General features: G+C 39.9%; 19 protein-coding genes. 6 read left to right on the plus strand and 13 right to left on the minus strand.

What is annotated here, in order from left to right; translation table 11 throughout:
- From IQ236_RS00005 to IQ236_RS00020, 4 genes are all read right to left on the minus strand, one after another.
- On the minus strand, positions 1–338 hold a 338-nt coding region (locus tag IQ236_RS00005), incomplete at its 3' end, for a GAF domain-containing protein (protein WP_193867394.1).
- 179 nt (positions 339–517) lie between these two features.
- Complete coding sequence (locus tag IQ236_RS00010) at positions 518–1,102, minus strand: endonuclease dU (protein WP_193867395.1); 585 nt, start codon at positions 1,100–1,102, stop codon at positions 518–520.
- A gap of 44 nt (positions 1,103–1,146) precedes the next feature.
- The gene (locus tag IQ236_RS00015) at positions 1,147–2,145 is read right to left on the minus strand and encodes a hypothetical protein (protein WP_193867396.1); all 999 of its coding nucleotides are present in this window, start codon (positions 2,143–2,145) and stop codon (positions 1,147–1,149) included.
- Positions 2,146–2,271: 126 nt separating this feature from the next.
- A complete protein-coding gene (locus IQ236_RS00020) occupies positions 2,272–3,063 on the minus strand; it encodes a cyclic nucleotide-binding domain-containing protein (RefSeq protein WP_193867397.1) in 792 nt (263 codons plus the stop codon).
- A gap of 295 nt (positions 3,064–3,358) precedes the next feature.
- Here IQ236_RS00020 and IQ236_RS00025 point away from each other — a divergent pair, with 295 nt between their 5' ends.
- Genes IQ236_RS00025 through IQ236_RS00045 form a run of 5 tightly spaced genes read left to right on the plus strand, consistent with a single transcriptional unit; the run spans position 3,359 to position 7,698 of the window.
- The gene (locus IQ236_RS00025) at positions 3,359–4,426 is read left to right on the plus strand and encodes a sulfate ABC transporter substrate-binding protein (RefSeq protein ID WP_228041348.1); all 1,068 of its coding nucleotides are present in this window, start codon (positions 3,359–3,361) and stop codon (positions 4,424–4,426) included.
- Between the two features lie 60 nt (positions 4,427–4,486).
- Positions 4,487–4,813, plus strand: a complete 327-nt coding sequence (locus IQ236_RS00030; protein WP_193867398.1) for an NIL domain-containing protein — start codon at positions 4,487–4,489, stop codon at positions 4,811–4,813.
- Positions 4,814–4,845: 32 nt separating this feature from the next.
- Positions 4,846–5,718, plus strand: a complete 873-nt coding sequence (gene cysT, locus IQ236_RS00035) for a sulfate ABC transporter permease subunit CysT (RefSeq protein ID WP_193867399.1) — start codon at positions 4,846–4,848, stop codon at positions 5,716–5,718.
- Between the two features lie 51 nt (positions 5,719–5,769).
- On the plus strand, positions 5,770–6,609 hold the full coding sequence (cysW, locus tag IQ236_RS00040) for a sulfate ABC transporter permease subunit CysW (protein WP_190522576.1): 840 nt from the start codon (positions 5,770–5,772) through the stop codon (positions 6,607–6,609).
- Positions 6,610–6,654: 45 nt separating this feature from the next.
- Positions 6,655–7,698 (plus strand): sulfate/molybdate ABC transporter ATP-binding protein, encoded by a 1,044-nt coding sequence (locus tag IQ236_RS00045; RefSeq protein ID WP_190522574.1) that lies wholly within the window; start codon positions 6,655–6,657, stop codon positions 7,696–7,698.
- Between the two features lie 285 nt (positions 7,699–7,983).
- On the opposite strand, the gene IQ236_RS00050 is transcribed toward IQ236_RS00045, so the two are convergent.
- From IQ236_RS00050 to modA, 3 genes are all read right to left on the minus strand, one after another.
- Positions 7,984–8,583 (minus strand): CBS domain-containing protein, encoded by a 600-nt coding sequence (locus tag IQ236_RS00050; RefSeq protein WP_193867556.1) that lies wholly within the window; start codon positions 8,581–8,583, stop codon positions 7,984–7,986.
- Positions 8,584–9,149: 566 nt separating this feature from the next.
- Positions 9,150–10,988 carry a molybdate ABC transporter permease subunit gene (modB, locus tag IQ236_RS00055; RefSeq protein WP_193867400.1) on the minus strand — a complete coding sequence of 613 codons (1,839 nt, stop codon included), beginning with the start codon at positions 10,986–10,988 and terminating at the stop codon, positions 9,150–9,152.
- Positions 10,989–11,006: 18 nt separating this feature from the next.
- Positions 11,007–11,804 (minus strand): molybdate ABC transporter substrate-binding protein, encoded by a 798-nt coding sequence (gene modA, locus IQ236_RS00060; RefSeq protein WP_193867401.1) that lies wholly within the window; start codon positions 11,802–11,804, stop codon positions 11,007–11,009.
- A gap of 307 nt (positions 11,805–12,111) precedes the next feature.
- Here modA and IQ236_RS00065 point away from each other — a divergent pair, with 307 nt between their 5' ends.
- Positions 12,112–12,321 carry a TOBE domain-containing protein gene (locus tag IQ236_RS00065; protein ID WP_193867402.1) on the plus strand — a complete coding sequence of 70 codons (210 nt, stop codon included), beginning with the start codon at positions 12,112–12,114 and terminating at the stop codon, positions 12,319–12,321.
- Between the two features lie 59 nt (positions 12,322–12,380).
- On the opposite strand, the gene IQ236_RS00070 is transcribed toward IQ236_RS00065, so the two are convergent.
- The 6 genes from IQ236_RS00070 to IQ236_RS00095 all read right to left on the minus strand — a co-directional run bounded on the left by IQ236_RS00070 (position 12,381) and on the right by IQ236_RS00095 (position 14,877).
- Entirely contained in the window at positions 12,381–12,722 is a 342-nt protein-coding gene (locus IQ236_RS00070; RefSeq protein WP_193867403.1) for a hypothetical protein, read from the minus strand.
- A gap of 94 nt (positions 12,723–12,816) precedes the next feature.
- A complete protein-coding gene (locus tag IQ236_RS00075) occupies positions 12,817–13,119 on the minus strand; it encodes a 2Fe-2S iron-sulfur cluster-binding protein (protein WP_072721257.1) in 303 nt (100 codons plus the stop codon).
- A gap of 39 nt (positions 13,120–13,158) precedes the next feature.
- Positions 13,159–13,530: a HesB/IscA family protein gene (locus tag IQ236_RS00080; protein ID WP_193867404.1), complete on the minus strand. Its 372-nt coding sequence runs from the start codon at positions 13,528–13,530 to the stop codon at positions 13,159–13,161.
- A 33-nt stretch (positions 13,531–13,563) separates the two neighbouring features.
- Positions 13,564–14,310, minus strand: coding sequence for a HesA/MoeB/ThiF family protein (locus IQ236_RS00085; RefSeq protein WP_193867405.1), 747 nt, complete (start codon positions 14,308–14,310; stop codon positions 13,564–13,566).
- A gap of 11 nt (positions 14,311–14,321) precedes the next feature.
- Entirely contained in the window at positions 14,322–14,639 is a 318-nt protein-coding gene (gene nifW / locus IQ236_RS00090; protein ID WP_193867406.1) for a nitrogenase-stabilizing/protective protein NifW, read from the minus strand.
- A gap of 25 nt (positions 14,640–14,664) precedes the next feature.
- Entirely contained in the window at positions 14,665–14,877 is a 213-nt protein-coding gene (locus tag IQ236_RS00095) for a CCE_0567 family metalloprotein (protein ID WP_190522546.1), read from the minus strand.
- Between the last annotated feature and the right edge of the window lie 165 nt (positions 14,878–15,042).

Genomic DNA, 15,042 nt, shown 5'->3' on the forward strand with positions numbered 1-15,042 from the left:
AGCTGTGTATAAGAGACAGGTGCAAGAAGTTTAGCTGCGGTATCTTCAATGAAGCTAATTTGTCCTTGGCGATAGAGGTCTACCCATTTGGCTTGAAAACAGGGATCGTAAATCAGTTGTCCGATAATCGGTGCGGTTTCAGGGCTGACGGATTCTTCTGCTATGACGGCATCGCCTTCGGGTAAAAAACGATAAATCAAAGCCCGATCACATCCCAGTATATCCCTAATTTCTTTGACTGTCACGTCTAAAATCTCACCTAATTCCAGGGGGCGGTGAATTTGTTGCGTAATTGCCATGATTTGATTCAGGGTTTGCTCTAAAGCAATTGCAGACATTGGTAGATGACCAAAGAGCATGGGAATAGCAGAAGATTAATATCTGTATTATTCACTACCTAACTTGCCTTTGGATCGGTTTCATTGAAAATGCGATCAAAAGGAATTGTAACTTTATCAAAAATTTACACTTGTTTATTAAAACTTTAAAATTGCTTAAGGGTTTAACCCGACAGGGATCAAGCTTGACTACCACTTTGGCCCCGAATAATAGCGGCTCCAATCAGGTGCGCTAATCGTAATGCTTCTGGGACATTTCCGCAATCTGTTATCCGGGATAAAGCGAGCCTAATAAGATCAGGATTTTCCCCGCATACTTGAAAGAAAAAAGGGGGATAAGTGTAGATTGTTCCAGCTTTTTTTAAATATTGGAGTCGTTTTTCAGGTTCTGATAAATGATAAATTGCCTGTTCAATTTTATTAAAATTAGGATAATGTCGCATGACAGTAACACAGGGTTTTTGTAAACGATCAGCTAATTCAGGTAAATCAATTAAATTGAATCCGCCAAATCCAATCCCATCAATTAAAACTAAATGTAATTGAGGTAAAAATTTTTTATCAATTAATAGCTGACAAATTTGATCCGTTGCATCCCAACCATCTTGTTTAACTTGTCCCCAAACCATACCTTCAAAGCGAGTTCCTCCACAAACAACTCCGGCAATATAAACAGTCTGATCAATTCCCCGTTGAAAAGGGGCATCATCAAACCCAATCACCCGAATCACACGGTTGAGTCTCAACAGAGATTCTAATTGCATATCTGAATTAAAATACAGTTCAACTAGAAACTGTAAACTGTATTTTAATTCGGAGCAACGGCAGCTTTTTGTTGTGCCACTTTTTGATAATTTGCGTATAGAACGGCTCTATCTTCAGCAACGGTAAACTTCGGATGAGATTGGGGAACTTTCTTCATCAATTCACTGGCTTGTTGCCATGCCGTTGCTACTTTTGTCCAATCCGCTTTAGTTTGGGCTGTTTGTGCTAAATTTGCTGCATTAGTCGCTGTTTTAACTGCTTCTGCAAACGGATCAGCCGGCGTTGCTGGAGGTGCACCTGGTTTTGGGGAAGCCGATGGAGTGGGTGCAGAAGATGTGTTAGAAGGTGCAGACTCCGAAGACGGAGAAGAAGGGGACGGAAGGAAGGGTAGGCGGAAAATTCCAGTCAAATGTAATCCGGCTAAGATCACTAAAAGTCCGAACCCACCTAACAAAGCCAACAGCAAAACCTTACTTTTTGGCTGATTGGGTTCCACCTCTCGCGTCGTTTGCTCCTGATCATCATCATCATCAGGATCATCATCCTCTTCAGGATTATAATCTGATACTGGATTACGATTCCCTGGAGGCAGGTAATCCTCCTCATCAACAATATCGTTATCGTCGATAATTTCGTCATCAATCTCATAATCTTGGTCTACATCTTCGTCATCCACTAAGGGAACAGAAGATTCATCTAAATGGACATCAGCCACTGAATGAATAGAGGGAGGGGGTGGGGTTCTGAGAACAATTTCTTCTTCCCAAAAAGGTAAATCATCTCCAAATTGACGTCCATACACTTTAATTGTGTAAATTGTTTCAACGCCGAGGCGATCCATGCCATTGCGGACAAAGTTCACTAACTCTTTTTGATGGTTAGGAACTTGATCGCCTTCGAGCATGACATGGAGATAGCCGTTATCTCGCATGACATCAGCATTGATGCCTTTGGCTTTTAAGGAATGGTTAATTGCGTCTGCGATCGCTTTAGGATCACCGCTTTTCGCAAGTTCCCGTCGGCTTTGATCTTGGGGTGACATAGCTAAACCTCTTTTGGGGTAACGGTTCAAGCATCTCAATGATACTATCACTCATCAATCGCTGTACAACTATTTTGTTGAAGTTAACCGTTGACGGTTAAATGTTAAGGAACTGAACTTTTAAAATTACTTCAACGGCCACCAGGAGACTTTATCACGGGTCGTACTATAAGTTTCTTTGAGTCCTTCGGGGTCAATGACTCGAATGGTGTCTTCTGACGCATCATGAGATTTAGCCGCTTCAATTAATTTTACTTTTTGCATTCCTTTGAGGACTTGTTCAACGGTGCGGTGGTTTAATTGACAGGAACGGGCAATCACATCAATGGGTAAATCAAACAGATAAACGCCATCAGAATGAGGTTGATTTCCTAAACTGCGTTCTTGATAAACTAAGGCTCTTAATAAGGCAGCAACGGCTTGAGGCGGGTAGGAACTGCAATTGAGTAAATGATACTGAAATTTTTCCCGCAGTTCAAAGAATTTATCATAACGCTCCCGCACCACTTCGCTATTTTCATAAATGGCTTTGAGGGTATCGAGGGGAAGCTTAATCACATCGGTGGTTTTGTACGCTTCTACTAAACTGGGAAACGCTCGACTCATCTGACCAAAACTAAACGGGAGATTTCTCATCCCGAAACATCCCCCCGGATAGCTAATGGTGATAATCCGGTCTAGGGGGGTACTGCGGATAATGATTGGCCCGCCACTAATAATAATGTAGAGAACATCTAAAAAAATATGAGGACGAAAAGCCGTATACACAGGACGGTTGGAATAAAGCTTTTCTACCGTGAGGTCTGGAGGAAGATATTGAGCCAACCAGTTAATCTCTAAGTCTTTGAAGAGGTAGTTACTCTCAATCAAAAGTTTTGCTAACTCGATTGCTGCTGCTGAAGGTGCTTGTGCTGCCATATTGTCCTTTCCTACTGCGACTTCACCGGATTGATCACCTATATCTGGCCTAGGGGTAGCAATGCTGGGTGTGCAGTTTCTTCCACAGTATTTCGGGGTTGAACACTCCGCTTGCACCACTGGATCAACCTACTCTCTATCTTGACATGGCAAAGGCATTTGATTGCAAACGCAACTCCTCAAATTTTGAATCGCAAATGTATTGAAATTAAATTTAAAGTAAGATAAGATTGAAACACAATTAAAAATGAAAGGTTGTGCAAATGAATTCCAGCCTAATCTCAGGAGTTTGATCATGCGAATCCGTTCCTCTGCTAAATTCTTTGGTTGTGTCGTCACCGGACTAGCCCTCAACACGATGATGGTGGCTTGCTCTTCACCTAACACCGCCAATAATCCAGCAACACCCCAAGCTCCATCGGACAAACCGATTAAACTCACCCTCGTATCCTACGCCGTCACCAAAACGGCCTATGAAAACATCATTCCCAAGTTCGTAGAACAGTGGAAAGCCCAAACCGGACAGACCGTAGAGTTTGAACAAAGTTATGGTGGCTCAGGCTCCCAAACCCGTGCCGTAATTGATGGCCTCGATGCCGATGTAGTGGCTTTAGCTTTAGCTGGAGATACCGCCAAAATTGAGAAAGCTGGACTCATCCAACCGGGTTGGGAACAGGAACTCCCCAATGACTCTATATTGCATAAATCCGTTGCCGCCTTGGTACTGCGGGATGCCAATTCCGGTGTCAAGGGATGGTCTGATTTAACCCGTGATGATATTGAAGTGATTACTGCTAATCCCAAAACTTCCGGGGGAGCTAAGTGGAATGTTCTGGCTTTGTGGGGTAGCGTTACCCAAGCCGGAGGAACGGAATCAGAAGCTCAAAGCTTTGTTGAAACTGTGTTTAGTCGTGTTCCTGTGCTTCCGAAAGATGCTCGTGAAGCCAGTGATGTGTTCTATAAACAAGGTCAAGGAAATGTCTTAATTAATTATGAAAATGAAGTAATTTTAGCGTCTCAAAAAGGAGATAAACAACCTTATATCGTGCCGACGGATTATAACATTTCGATTGATAATCCTGTGGCTGTGGTTGATGCCAATGTAGACAAACATGGAACCCGTCAAGTGGCAGAAGCTTTTACTAAATTCTTATTTACACCTGAAGCACAACGAGAGTTTGCGAAAGTCGGATTTCGACCCGTTGAACCAACGGTTGAAGCGGAATTTGCCAGCCAATTTCCTAAAGTTGAAAAACTGTTTACTGTTAAAGATTTAGGGGGCTGGAAACAGGTAGATACTCAATTTTTTGCGGATGGTGCATTTTTCGATCAAATGCAAGCTAAAATCGCTCAATCTAAATAGAAAATAGCACAATTTTGCTCCCCTACATCACTTTTTATTTCTTGATTTAAGGAGGATAAAATGTCTTTAAATTCAACAAAATTCGAGCCCGATGATACTAATTTATCTGTGTTTACTGCCAGAGAAAAGTATCAATTTATTTCTCGAATTCGAGTCAGAATTCCTAAAGAATACCATCAAGAACCCGTGATTTCTCGTCTAGCTTCTAATTACGGTTTAGAAGTGAATATTAGGGGGGCTATTTTAGGTCAGAATGCGCGGGAAGATGGTTGGTTTGATTTACTTCTAAAAGGAACCCCCCAACAAATCGATAGTGCCATGATTTATCTTTCAGATCTCGATATCGAAGTTTGGCAAGACTTAAAAGTAGAAGTAGATGGCTGGTAAATCGTCAAGTATTTGTAGAGTATTAAGTAATTATGAGGATTCCTGTAACCCAGTTTCATACTCTAAAAATCTCTTTCAAAAATGCCTTAAAAGAACTTTGGAGGCGGTTTTCTTTTCCTTGGGTTTTTACCTTTTTCTATCTGATTGTCATGTTAATTCTGCCCTTTACAGCATTAATTAGACAATCCCTAATGGTATCTCCCCAGGAATTTTGGAAGATTGCCTTTAGTCCCGTTGCTCTTTCGGCTTATAACGTTAGTTTTGTAACGGCATTAGCCGCAGGGGCAATGAATGGACTGATGGGGACTTTAATCGCTTGGGTGTTAGTTCGGTATCAATTTCCAGGGAAAAAATTAATCGATGCGACTGTTGATTTACCCTTTGCTTTACCGACTTCCGTTGCGGGTTTAGTCTTAGCAACGGTTTATAGTGATAAAGGTTGGATCGGACAATTTTTTGCCCCCTTTGGCATTAAAATAGCCTTCACCCGTTTAGGGGTTTTCGTTGCCATGTTGTTTATTTCGTTGCCTTTCGTGGTGCGAACTTTACAACCTGTTTTACAAGAAATGGAACAGGAAACAGAGGAAGCAGCATGGTCATTAGGCGCATCTCAATTTCAAACCTTTTTAAGAGTTTTACTCCCCCCCTTAATGCCTCCTATTTTAACTGGAATTGCCCTTGGGTTTTCCCGTGCGGTGGGAGAATACGGGTCTGTGGTGATTATTTCTTCGAGTATTCCCTTTAAAGATTTAATTGCCCCTATTTTAGTCTTTCAACGCTTAGAACAATATGATTATGTCGGTGCAACCGTCGTTGGTGCAGTTTTATTGATCATTTCATTGTTCTTATTAGTGTTAATTAATGCACTGCAACAGTGGGGACGTCGTTATTCTCTCAAAAGTTAAGATTTTTTCCCTGATGCTTCTTGTCTAATATTCATTGATGGTTTACTCTTTATGTTATCCCGTTCATCAATTAAACCTGATAGTTCTCAACCTCTCCCTTGGGTTCAATGGCTGTTAATTGGCATTGCATTACTTTATCTGGGTTTAATTTTATTTATTCCCGCCATAGCCGTTTTTTATGAAGCCTTTCATAAAGGAACCCAAGAGTTTATCACCGCCATCAATACCCGTGATTTTCAAAGCGCAATGCAACTGACTTTAATTATTGCATTGATTGTGGTTCCTCTTAATACTTTATTTGGGCTCTGTGCCGCTTGGGTAATTGCTCGAAATCAATTTCCGGGTCGTACCTTATTAATCAGTATTATTGACCTACCCTTTGCCATTTCTCCCGTGGTAGCCGGGTTAATGATTGTGTTGTTATATGGTCGCAATGGTTGGTTTGGTGCAGCGTTACAAAATGCTGATATTAAAGTCTTATTTTCTCTCCCCGGAATGGTACTTGCAACGTTATTTGTTTCTTTACCTTTTGTCGCCAGAGAAGTGATTCCGGTTTTAGAAGAAGTGGGTTCAGAACAGGAAGAAGCCGCCCGAACTTTAGGGGCTCAAGATTTTCAAATCTTCTGGCGTGTGACCCTTCCCAATATTAAATGGGGTTTACTCTATGGTGTTCTATTAACTAATGCGAGAGCTATGGGTGAATTTGGAGCCGTAGCTGTTGTTTCTGGATTAATTGCAGGTCGAACTTTAACCTTACCAACCTTTGTGGAACAAGCTTACAAAAATTATCAAACTGAAGCCGCTTTTGGTGCCGCTACTATTTTAGCGTTACTGGCGTTAGTGACTTTAGTTTTGAAAGAAATTTTAGAACGCAAAACCAATCATCATTAAGCTTTTTTTGAAACTTGTTGTTTTTTAATTAACTTTAGAGGTATTATGAGTATTCTTGTTAAAAATGTTTCTAAATTATTCGGTAATTTTCAAGCCTTAGATAAGATTAACTTGGAAGTTAAAGAAGGAAAATTAGTGGCTTTATTAGGGCCATCAGGTTCGGGAAAATCAACCTTATTAAGAGCGATCGCTGGTTTAGAATCTCCCGATAGTGGACAAATTATTATTAATGGTCAGGATACGACCCATTTAGATGTTCGACGGCGAAATATTGGATTTGTATTCCAACATTATGCCCTGTTTAAACATCTGACGGTTCGCCAAAATATCGCCTTTGGTTTAGAAATTCGTAAATATCCTCGACCCAAAATTAAAGCCAGAGTTGAAGAATTATTAGAATTAATTCAGTTAAAAGGATTAGGAAATCGTTATCCCTCTCAACTGTCTGGGGGTCAACGTCAACGGGTGGCTTTAGCGCGTGCTTTAGCAGTTCAACCCCAGGTTTTATTACTCGATGAACCCTTTGGGGCTTTAGATGCTAAAGTGCGCTTAGAATTGCGGAGTTGGTTACGACAATTGCATGATGAAGTTCATGTCACAAGCGTTTTTGTCACCCATGACCAAGAAGAAGCAATGGCGGTAGCCGATGAAATTGTTGTCATGAATCAAGGCAAAATAGAACAGGTGGGAACCCCTTCAGAAATTTATGATCAACCGGCGACACCTTTTGTGATGCAATTTATCGGAACTGTTAATGTATTACCCAGTCATGCTGCACTTTTCCAAGATTTGGGTTTAGTGGCTCCTACTACTTCTAATATTTTTATTCGTCCCCATGATCTTGAACTTCACATCACCAATCACTTAGATTTGAGGTCTCCAGCTTTAGTCAAACGGGTAACTCATTTAGGATGGGATATTCAAGTGGATTTAATCTTAGCTGATGAGCGTCCAATTGTTGCCCATTTAAGTAAAGAACAGTTTACCAAACTACAACTTCAAGCGGGTGATCAAGTTTTTGTGGAACCGAAACGAGGATATAACGGTGAAACCTGCGAAATTTTACTAGCGGGACTTAAACAGGCATAAGGAGAGAATTGACACTCCCCCGTCAAGCTTACGCGCTCGGCGGGAGTCCTCTCACGACGATACAGATAGATGATAATGATTATATAGCAAGCACATAACGTTAAAGAATGAATATTGAATTGAGTGATCGCACTGATTTATGAACCCAAATAACTGGAGTGCGATCACTATTCAAACAAAAAGAGGGGGTTAGAGGAAGAAGCCAGAAAAATCTAGCCCTAACATGACATCACCGAATCTCAATGGCTGGACATGGATTCAGGTTATCTCATTGACCCCGATTGTTTAGCTGATAGAAACCGGCTGAGATTCCCGTTCAAAAAAGAGTTCCTTAGCGGTTTTGTCTGCTTTTAAAGCTCCATAAAAACCCGCTTCGGCTTCAATTTCATCGACCAACTCCCACGCTTCAGCCGCAGCTTTAGAATCATTACCAGAGGTGGCGGAAATAGAACGAGCATTCGAGATGGCTTCCTGAAGCTTTTGTTGGAGATAGACTAATTTAGGATTTTCTAGGAAATCACCTTGCATTAAAATATCGGTGACTGAAATAATCCCCAATAATTCCCCTTGAATAACCGGAGCTCGCCAAACCCCTGTATTGGCAAATAAGCGGGCTACATATTCCAGATTCAGATCAGGATTGACCACAATACAAGGTTTACTCATAATTTCGTAAACTCGCACCTGTTTGGGGTCTTTTCCGTAAGCCACGACTTTAGCAATAATATCCGTTTCCGTGACAATGCCATAGGCATCTTCTGGATGACGAGCTTCAACAATCAGTGCCCGAACTTCTTTTAAGCGCATCAGTCGAACAGCTTCGGCTACCGTTGCAGAACCTCGAATTATGGCGACTTCTTGTGTCATAATATCCTTGGCTTTCATAATTTCCTCCTTGGGTTGTTCTAAGCCAAATTTAGGAGTTATGAGTAGCTGCAATAAACGGTTCTCAATTTGAGAACAAACTTGACTTCGATTCAATCAGATTGATGAGGAATCTCACAATAATCCCCATCCAACTACCCTTGGATTGGAATTATTTCTTAAGTCTGATTGGATCATTTTTTCTGAAATACTGAGGAAGCTTGATATTAATAGCAAGGTTGAAAAAAAGTCAATTCTTCTTTCAGATAAAAAATTATGTCAAGCATTTAAGGCAACACTTTAACCTTAAAAATAGAATATCATTAAAACCCCTAAGAAACAAGCCTTAAATTGTGAAATAATCATTAAAAAAGCATCAGTAAATAAAAACAATAGAATTTCAATTATTTTCATAAATCTCCCTTATTTTACTAAAATAAAAAATTGGAACAATACTGAAGTAAATTCAATTAAACCTAAAGGTAGACACGCGGATCTGTCCCCAACTAAATCTTAATATTTTATCAGAGAATTTTATTGATAAAATCTTTACCTTCTTTTAACCCATTGTTAGAGGCTGGACTGATTTATTCCGACATTAAAAATAACCGTAAAGAATGTAACTGCACCAACCAAGGAAAAGGACGATCTTTTAAAGTTGCCCATTTTTCTTTAAAAACTTCAGCTTGTAAATGATAATCTTCCAAATTTTCAGGTGGAGAAGCTAACTTAAGATATAACGTGATCCGATGTTGGGTTTCATTGGTATTAGCCAACCAACAGGGAAAAGTATTGTCTAAACTTGGATCTGTAGGAAAGCTTAATTGATGGGCACGAATTCCCACATAAGCTAGAGGTGCTTGAATGGGTTCAATTACTCGTAACCTACACCCCCAATCTAACGCTTCTACCGTTTGAGAATTGTGGCTAATTGCTCGAGAAAAGTTTTTACATTCAGTGAGTTGAGCCGTGCGGAAATTAGGAGGATGCTCGAAAATGTTTTGTTTAACATCAAATGCGATCGCTTTTCCCTGATCCATGACTAAAAGATTCTCACAAACTCGATAAGCCTCCTCTAAATTATGAGTAACAAATAATGTAACTCCTCGATAAAAAGATAATAGAGAAATTAATTGATGTTCGAGTTGACTTCGTAAATAGGTATCTAGCGCAGAAAACGGTTCATCTAATAATAATATTTCGGGTTGACTTGCTAAAGCTCTGGCTAATGCAACTCGCTGTTGTTGACCCCCCGACAGTTGGCGGGGATAACGATTTCCTAATGCTTCTAAATGAACCTGGGCTAACAAGGTTCCAACAGCCGCCCGAATTTGATTTTTAGACATTCCTTTGGGTAAACCAAAGGCAATATTTTGAGCCACTGTCCAATGGGGAAATAAAGCATAGTTTTGAAATAAAAAACCCACCCGGCGCTCGCAGGGGGGTAAATTAATTCCGTTTTCAGAATCAAATAAAACCCGTCCATTCAAAATAATTTGACCTCGATCCGGTGTTTCAATCCCCGCAATACACCGCAAAACCATACTTTTTCCTGCACCCGACCCCCCCAACAATCCTAAAGGACGATCATCACTATTAAAAGCAACTTCTAACTCAAAACCCGGTAATTTCTTCTGAATATTAATTGATAAATAGGGAGGTATTGAAGAATCAGGAATCAGGGAAGAGATCATAAATCCGTGATCAAGCTCTGATCTGAAATCCGACCTTTGGAAAGATGGGTTAGAATAGGGCCCTATCCCTTTCTTTTTCGTTCCATTTTCCCACAGGTTAACAACAGTAATGGCTGAGAAAGAAACAGTGAGAATCACTAAAACCCAAATCCAAGCTTCTTTCATCGCCCCTGCTTCCACTGCGAAATAAATCGCCATTGGAATCGTTTGGGTTTCCCCTGGAATATTCCCCGCAATCATTAAGGTGGCACCAAATTCCCCTAATGCCCGACAAAATGCCAAAATGGTTGCAGCTAGAATACCGGGTAAAGCTAACGGTAAAGCAATTCGCCAAAAAATAGTAATTTCAGAACCGCCTAAAGTTCTAGCAACTTGTAAAAGGGTGTTATCAATTTGTTTAAATGCCCCCAATGCGGTTTTATACATTAAGGGAAACGCCACAACTGTTGCTGCAATTACGGCGGCGTACCAAGTAAAAACCAAGTTGATATTAAAGGGCGATAATAGTTGTCCGAGGGGGCCATTTTTACCACAGAATAATAGTAATAAAAAACCCACAACGGTAGGGGGTAAAATTAAAGGGGCAATAAAAACCCCCTCAATAATTGATTTCCCTTTTCCCCGATAGTTCAACATCCAATAAGCAGCCAGGATGCCTAAAAAAAAGGTAATGACCGTAGCAATTGAAGCGGTTTTAAGGGAAATCCAGAGGGGAGAAAGATCTAAAGACATGGGTTTAGGTAAATCACTTTAACTAGCTTTGCTAAATCCGTATTTTTGAAAGATTTTCATGCCGCGATCGCTTGCTAAAAACTGCACATATTCTTTAGCCGAGGCTGGATCTTTACTGCTTTTTAAAACTGCAACTGGATAAACAATTGGGGAATGGAGATTGGCGGGTGCCGTTGCTACAATTTTAACCTGATTTGAAAGTTTAGCATCCGTTGTATAAACAACCCCGGCATCAGCATTCCCACTTTCTACCGCCGCCAAAACATTTCGCACATTATTGCCTAAAACCAGTTTAGGTTTAATCGCGTCTAAAATCCCTAAATTTTTAAACACTTCTTCAGCATATTGTCCGGCGGGTACACTTCTCGGTTCACCTACAGCAATTCGCTTAATTTTAGCATCGGTTAAATTTCTAAAACTGGTAATACCTGTGGAATTTTTGGGAACAATTAAGACCAGGTTGTTGGTCAAAACATTACGCCGAGTTTCTGGAATAATCAGATTTTTTTCCTGTAAAGCATCCATCTGTTTTTTAGCGGCTGAGAAAAAGATATCCGCAGGGGCACCATTTTCAATTTGTTGTTGCAATGTTCCCGAAGCCCCAAAATTATAGTTAACAGCAACCTTGGAGTGAATTTGCTGATACGCGGGCTTAATTTCTTCTAGGGCTTCTTTTAAACTAGCCGCAGCCGATACGAGTAAGCTAGAGTTCGTTTGAGCTAACAGAGGCGTTTGGTTAATGACCCGAATCCCAATCGTTAGGATTAACGTCATTAAAATTGTGGCTAGAAACGTGATCAGTCGTCTTTTTTTCATTTTGGTAAAATATTAGAATTAGCTAGATTTGATGAGCAAAAGGTGAAGTTTATGGGATCTTTTCTGGCTGTATAATCAATTATATTATCTTGATTTTCGTTAGTATTTGTATTCTAAAATACAAATTTATTTTTTGGTTGTAATTGAATTATGATTGATACATAAATAGATTGCCAAAAATAAGATACTGCTATAAACTTATTGATAGATTATGTTGGTATCTATCAATCAAGTAGAAGTTTATAAACTTTACTTATAACTACCAACTTAAGTTCCATAAAATATTTAGACTCAAGAGGCTATACCCATGAAAATTAGTGCTCGTAATTCTCTCAAGGGAACTGTCAAACAATTGACAGTCGGGGCAGTAAATACGGAAGTTGTAATTGAGATTTCACCGGGAGTCGAAATCGTCTCTATTATTACAAAATCCTCGGCTGAAAGTTTAGGGCTTACAGATGGAAAAGAAGTTTATGCCGTCATCAAATCAACTGACGTGATGGTAGGTATTGAATAAAGGTTAAGACTTCAAATAGTCCTCAAAGCTCCCTGAAAACGGGGGCTTTTCAACGGACTTTAGAAAGGGGAGATAACTGAATGGAGTTCTAACCATAACCGAGGATAATCTTGTTTAATTTTAGAAAGCGGATCTCGGAGTAGGTTATTAGATTTAATAAAAACAACATCCATCAATCCCATATTTTCAGCAATTTCTTTGAATAAATGGGATTGCGATCGCAATTCCGAAATTAAAGTTTTAGGGCAATAAACTGCAACGTAGTAGAATCGTTTTTCTAGCCGTTGCACTGAAAAATCGAGAACTTTAACATAACAGTTATCCAAAAGTTGTCCGGCGTTAGGATATTCACGCTTCACAACTTGAATAAATTCTTGGGTAATTAGCTCTTGACTAATCATGGGAAGTTAGAGATTGAGAGTAATTTGAGATTGTAGGGGTTGAGTTTTCTAACCCAGATCCCCTAGAGGGTTGGGCAACCCAACCCCTACAAACTTAGACTAAATACGCTTCCTGATGGGTACGAATGGTACAATTTGAACGAGGATAGGCAACACAAAGGAGAACAAATCCTTTTTCTATTTGTTCATCATCCAGAAAATTTTGTTCAGATTGATCAATTTCCCCTTCAATGACTTTTCCCACACAACTCGAACAGGAACCCGCAGAACAAGAGAAAGGTAATTCTATTCCGTTCTCCTCAGCGGCTTTAAGAATATAAGTATCCTCATCGACATCAATCACAGTATCCAATCCATACTTTTTGCTTTGTAAGCGAACTTGATAAGTTGTTCCCATGTTTTTACACCTTATAATGTATGTAGAAGTACCAAAAAATTAACTGCAAGGAACCGCAGCAGGGGTACAATCCCCAGCTTTGAAAGATTTGCCACAGCCACAACTATCAGAAGCATTCGGATTAGAAAACTTAAATCCAGACTCCATTAAACCATCAATGAAATCAATCTCTAATCCTTCTAATAAAGGGGCACTCTTCAGGTCAATATAAAATAGTACAGAATCCTGTTCAATTACCACATCATCAGAGTGAGGTTGACTGGTAATATCCATTTTATATTCATAACCGCTACATCCTCCATCGGCAACAGAAAGCCTGACGCCTCTACGAGTAGCCGCTTCATCTGAAGATCCTTTTGCTCTTAGAAAAGCCCGAAGCCTAAAAGCCGCTTTTTCCGTTAAATTAATCATGGTCAAACCTCCTAAATTGAATCAATAGATCAACTATTTTTGTGTGCCACAAACCGGACAATGGCGATCATGATAGGTGTGAAGTTTAGAGAAATTCAAAGTCCCTAAATCCATCATTAACAGGTGAGAAAATAAGGGTTGTCCAAGCCCTGTAATCACCTTAATTGCTTCTAATGCAGTTAAACAAGCTAAGGTTCCAGAAACCGCACCTAACACCCCAAAACCCCGTTTATCCCATTCCGGTTTTTCAGGAAATAAACAAGATAAGCAAGGGGTTTTACCGGGAATAATTGTTGTTAAATACGCTTCCATCCCGTTCATGGCTGCTTCCACCATAGGCTTTTGCCAACGGACACAAGCTGCATTTAATAAATCCCGTTCTACAAAGTTATGGGCACAGTCTAAGGTGATATCAGCTTGTAACACTAACGAATCAACATTAGATGCTGTTACATATTCAGGAATAGCCTCAATTTCCACATCTGGGTTAATTGCAGCCAGGGTTTCTTTTGCTTTCTCAATTCGAGGTTTCCCCACCCAATCTTCTGTCATCAAAACTTGGCGGTTCATATCATCTCGGCGTAAATTACCACCTCGAACTAATATTAACCGTCCAATTCCTGCAACTGCTAAATAAAGGGCTGCTGTTCCTCCTAACCCTCCCACACCTGTCACTAAAACAGTGCTGGTACGGAGTTTATTTTGGGCTTCTTCCCCAAAACCGGGAAGCATGATTTGGCGTTGATAACGTTCTAACTCAGTGGGTGTTAGGCTGAACATTTCAATCCTCCTTAATCTGACTCAATTTCTGAGAGTAAAACTACATTTTTGGGCTTTTCGTTGAAAACCTTGAAGAGTTTTTCCTCCACTGCGGTTGAAGTTAAAAATACGTTGTAGGCTTGTTGCAGTGCTTCACGATACTGATTGAGTTTTTCTTCAGGTTCGATATTGGGAAAAGCTGCATCAATTTTAGCCACTAATTGAGAGAATTTCTTCAAGATATGAAGACGGTTAACATTGACAATTTGCTCGTCAAAGGGGAGTTGGAAGAATTGGAAATATTCTTCTGCATCCATTAACTTTTTAAAGTCAGATAAGGCTTGGGTCATGATTAGGGTGGGGGTGAAAGATTTTCTATTGAGATTCCCGTGCTTTTAGCTGCTTTTTGAGATTGTCTAACTCTCGATAAAGTTGATAGGTTCTGCCCGCAACTTCCATAATATTCTCGAAATCCGTTGGCAATCCTTCAGCTAAATCATGAAGTTCCATTTTTAATTGTCCACCTTGACTATTAAGACGCTTAATTTTTGTCTTTAATTCGTCAAGGGTTAAATCAGCTTGAACCATGTCAGTTACCAGTTATCAGTTATCAGTTATCAGTAGAGACGTGCCATGGCACGTCTGTATCAGTTATCAGCTATCAGTAGAGACGTGCCATGGCACGTCTGTACCAGTTATCAAGTGTAATGAAATAGTTTGTTGTATTGGGTTTTTCTTCAAAAACTTATCAAC

It is taken from the genome of Planktothrix mougeotii LEGE 06226 (genome assembly GCF_015207485.1).
Taxonomy (GTDB): Bacteria; Cyanobacteriota; Cyanobacteriia; order Cyanobacteriales; family Microcoleaceae; genus Planktothrix.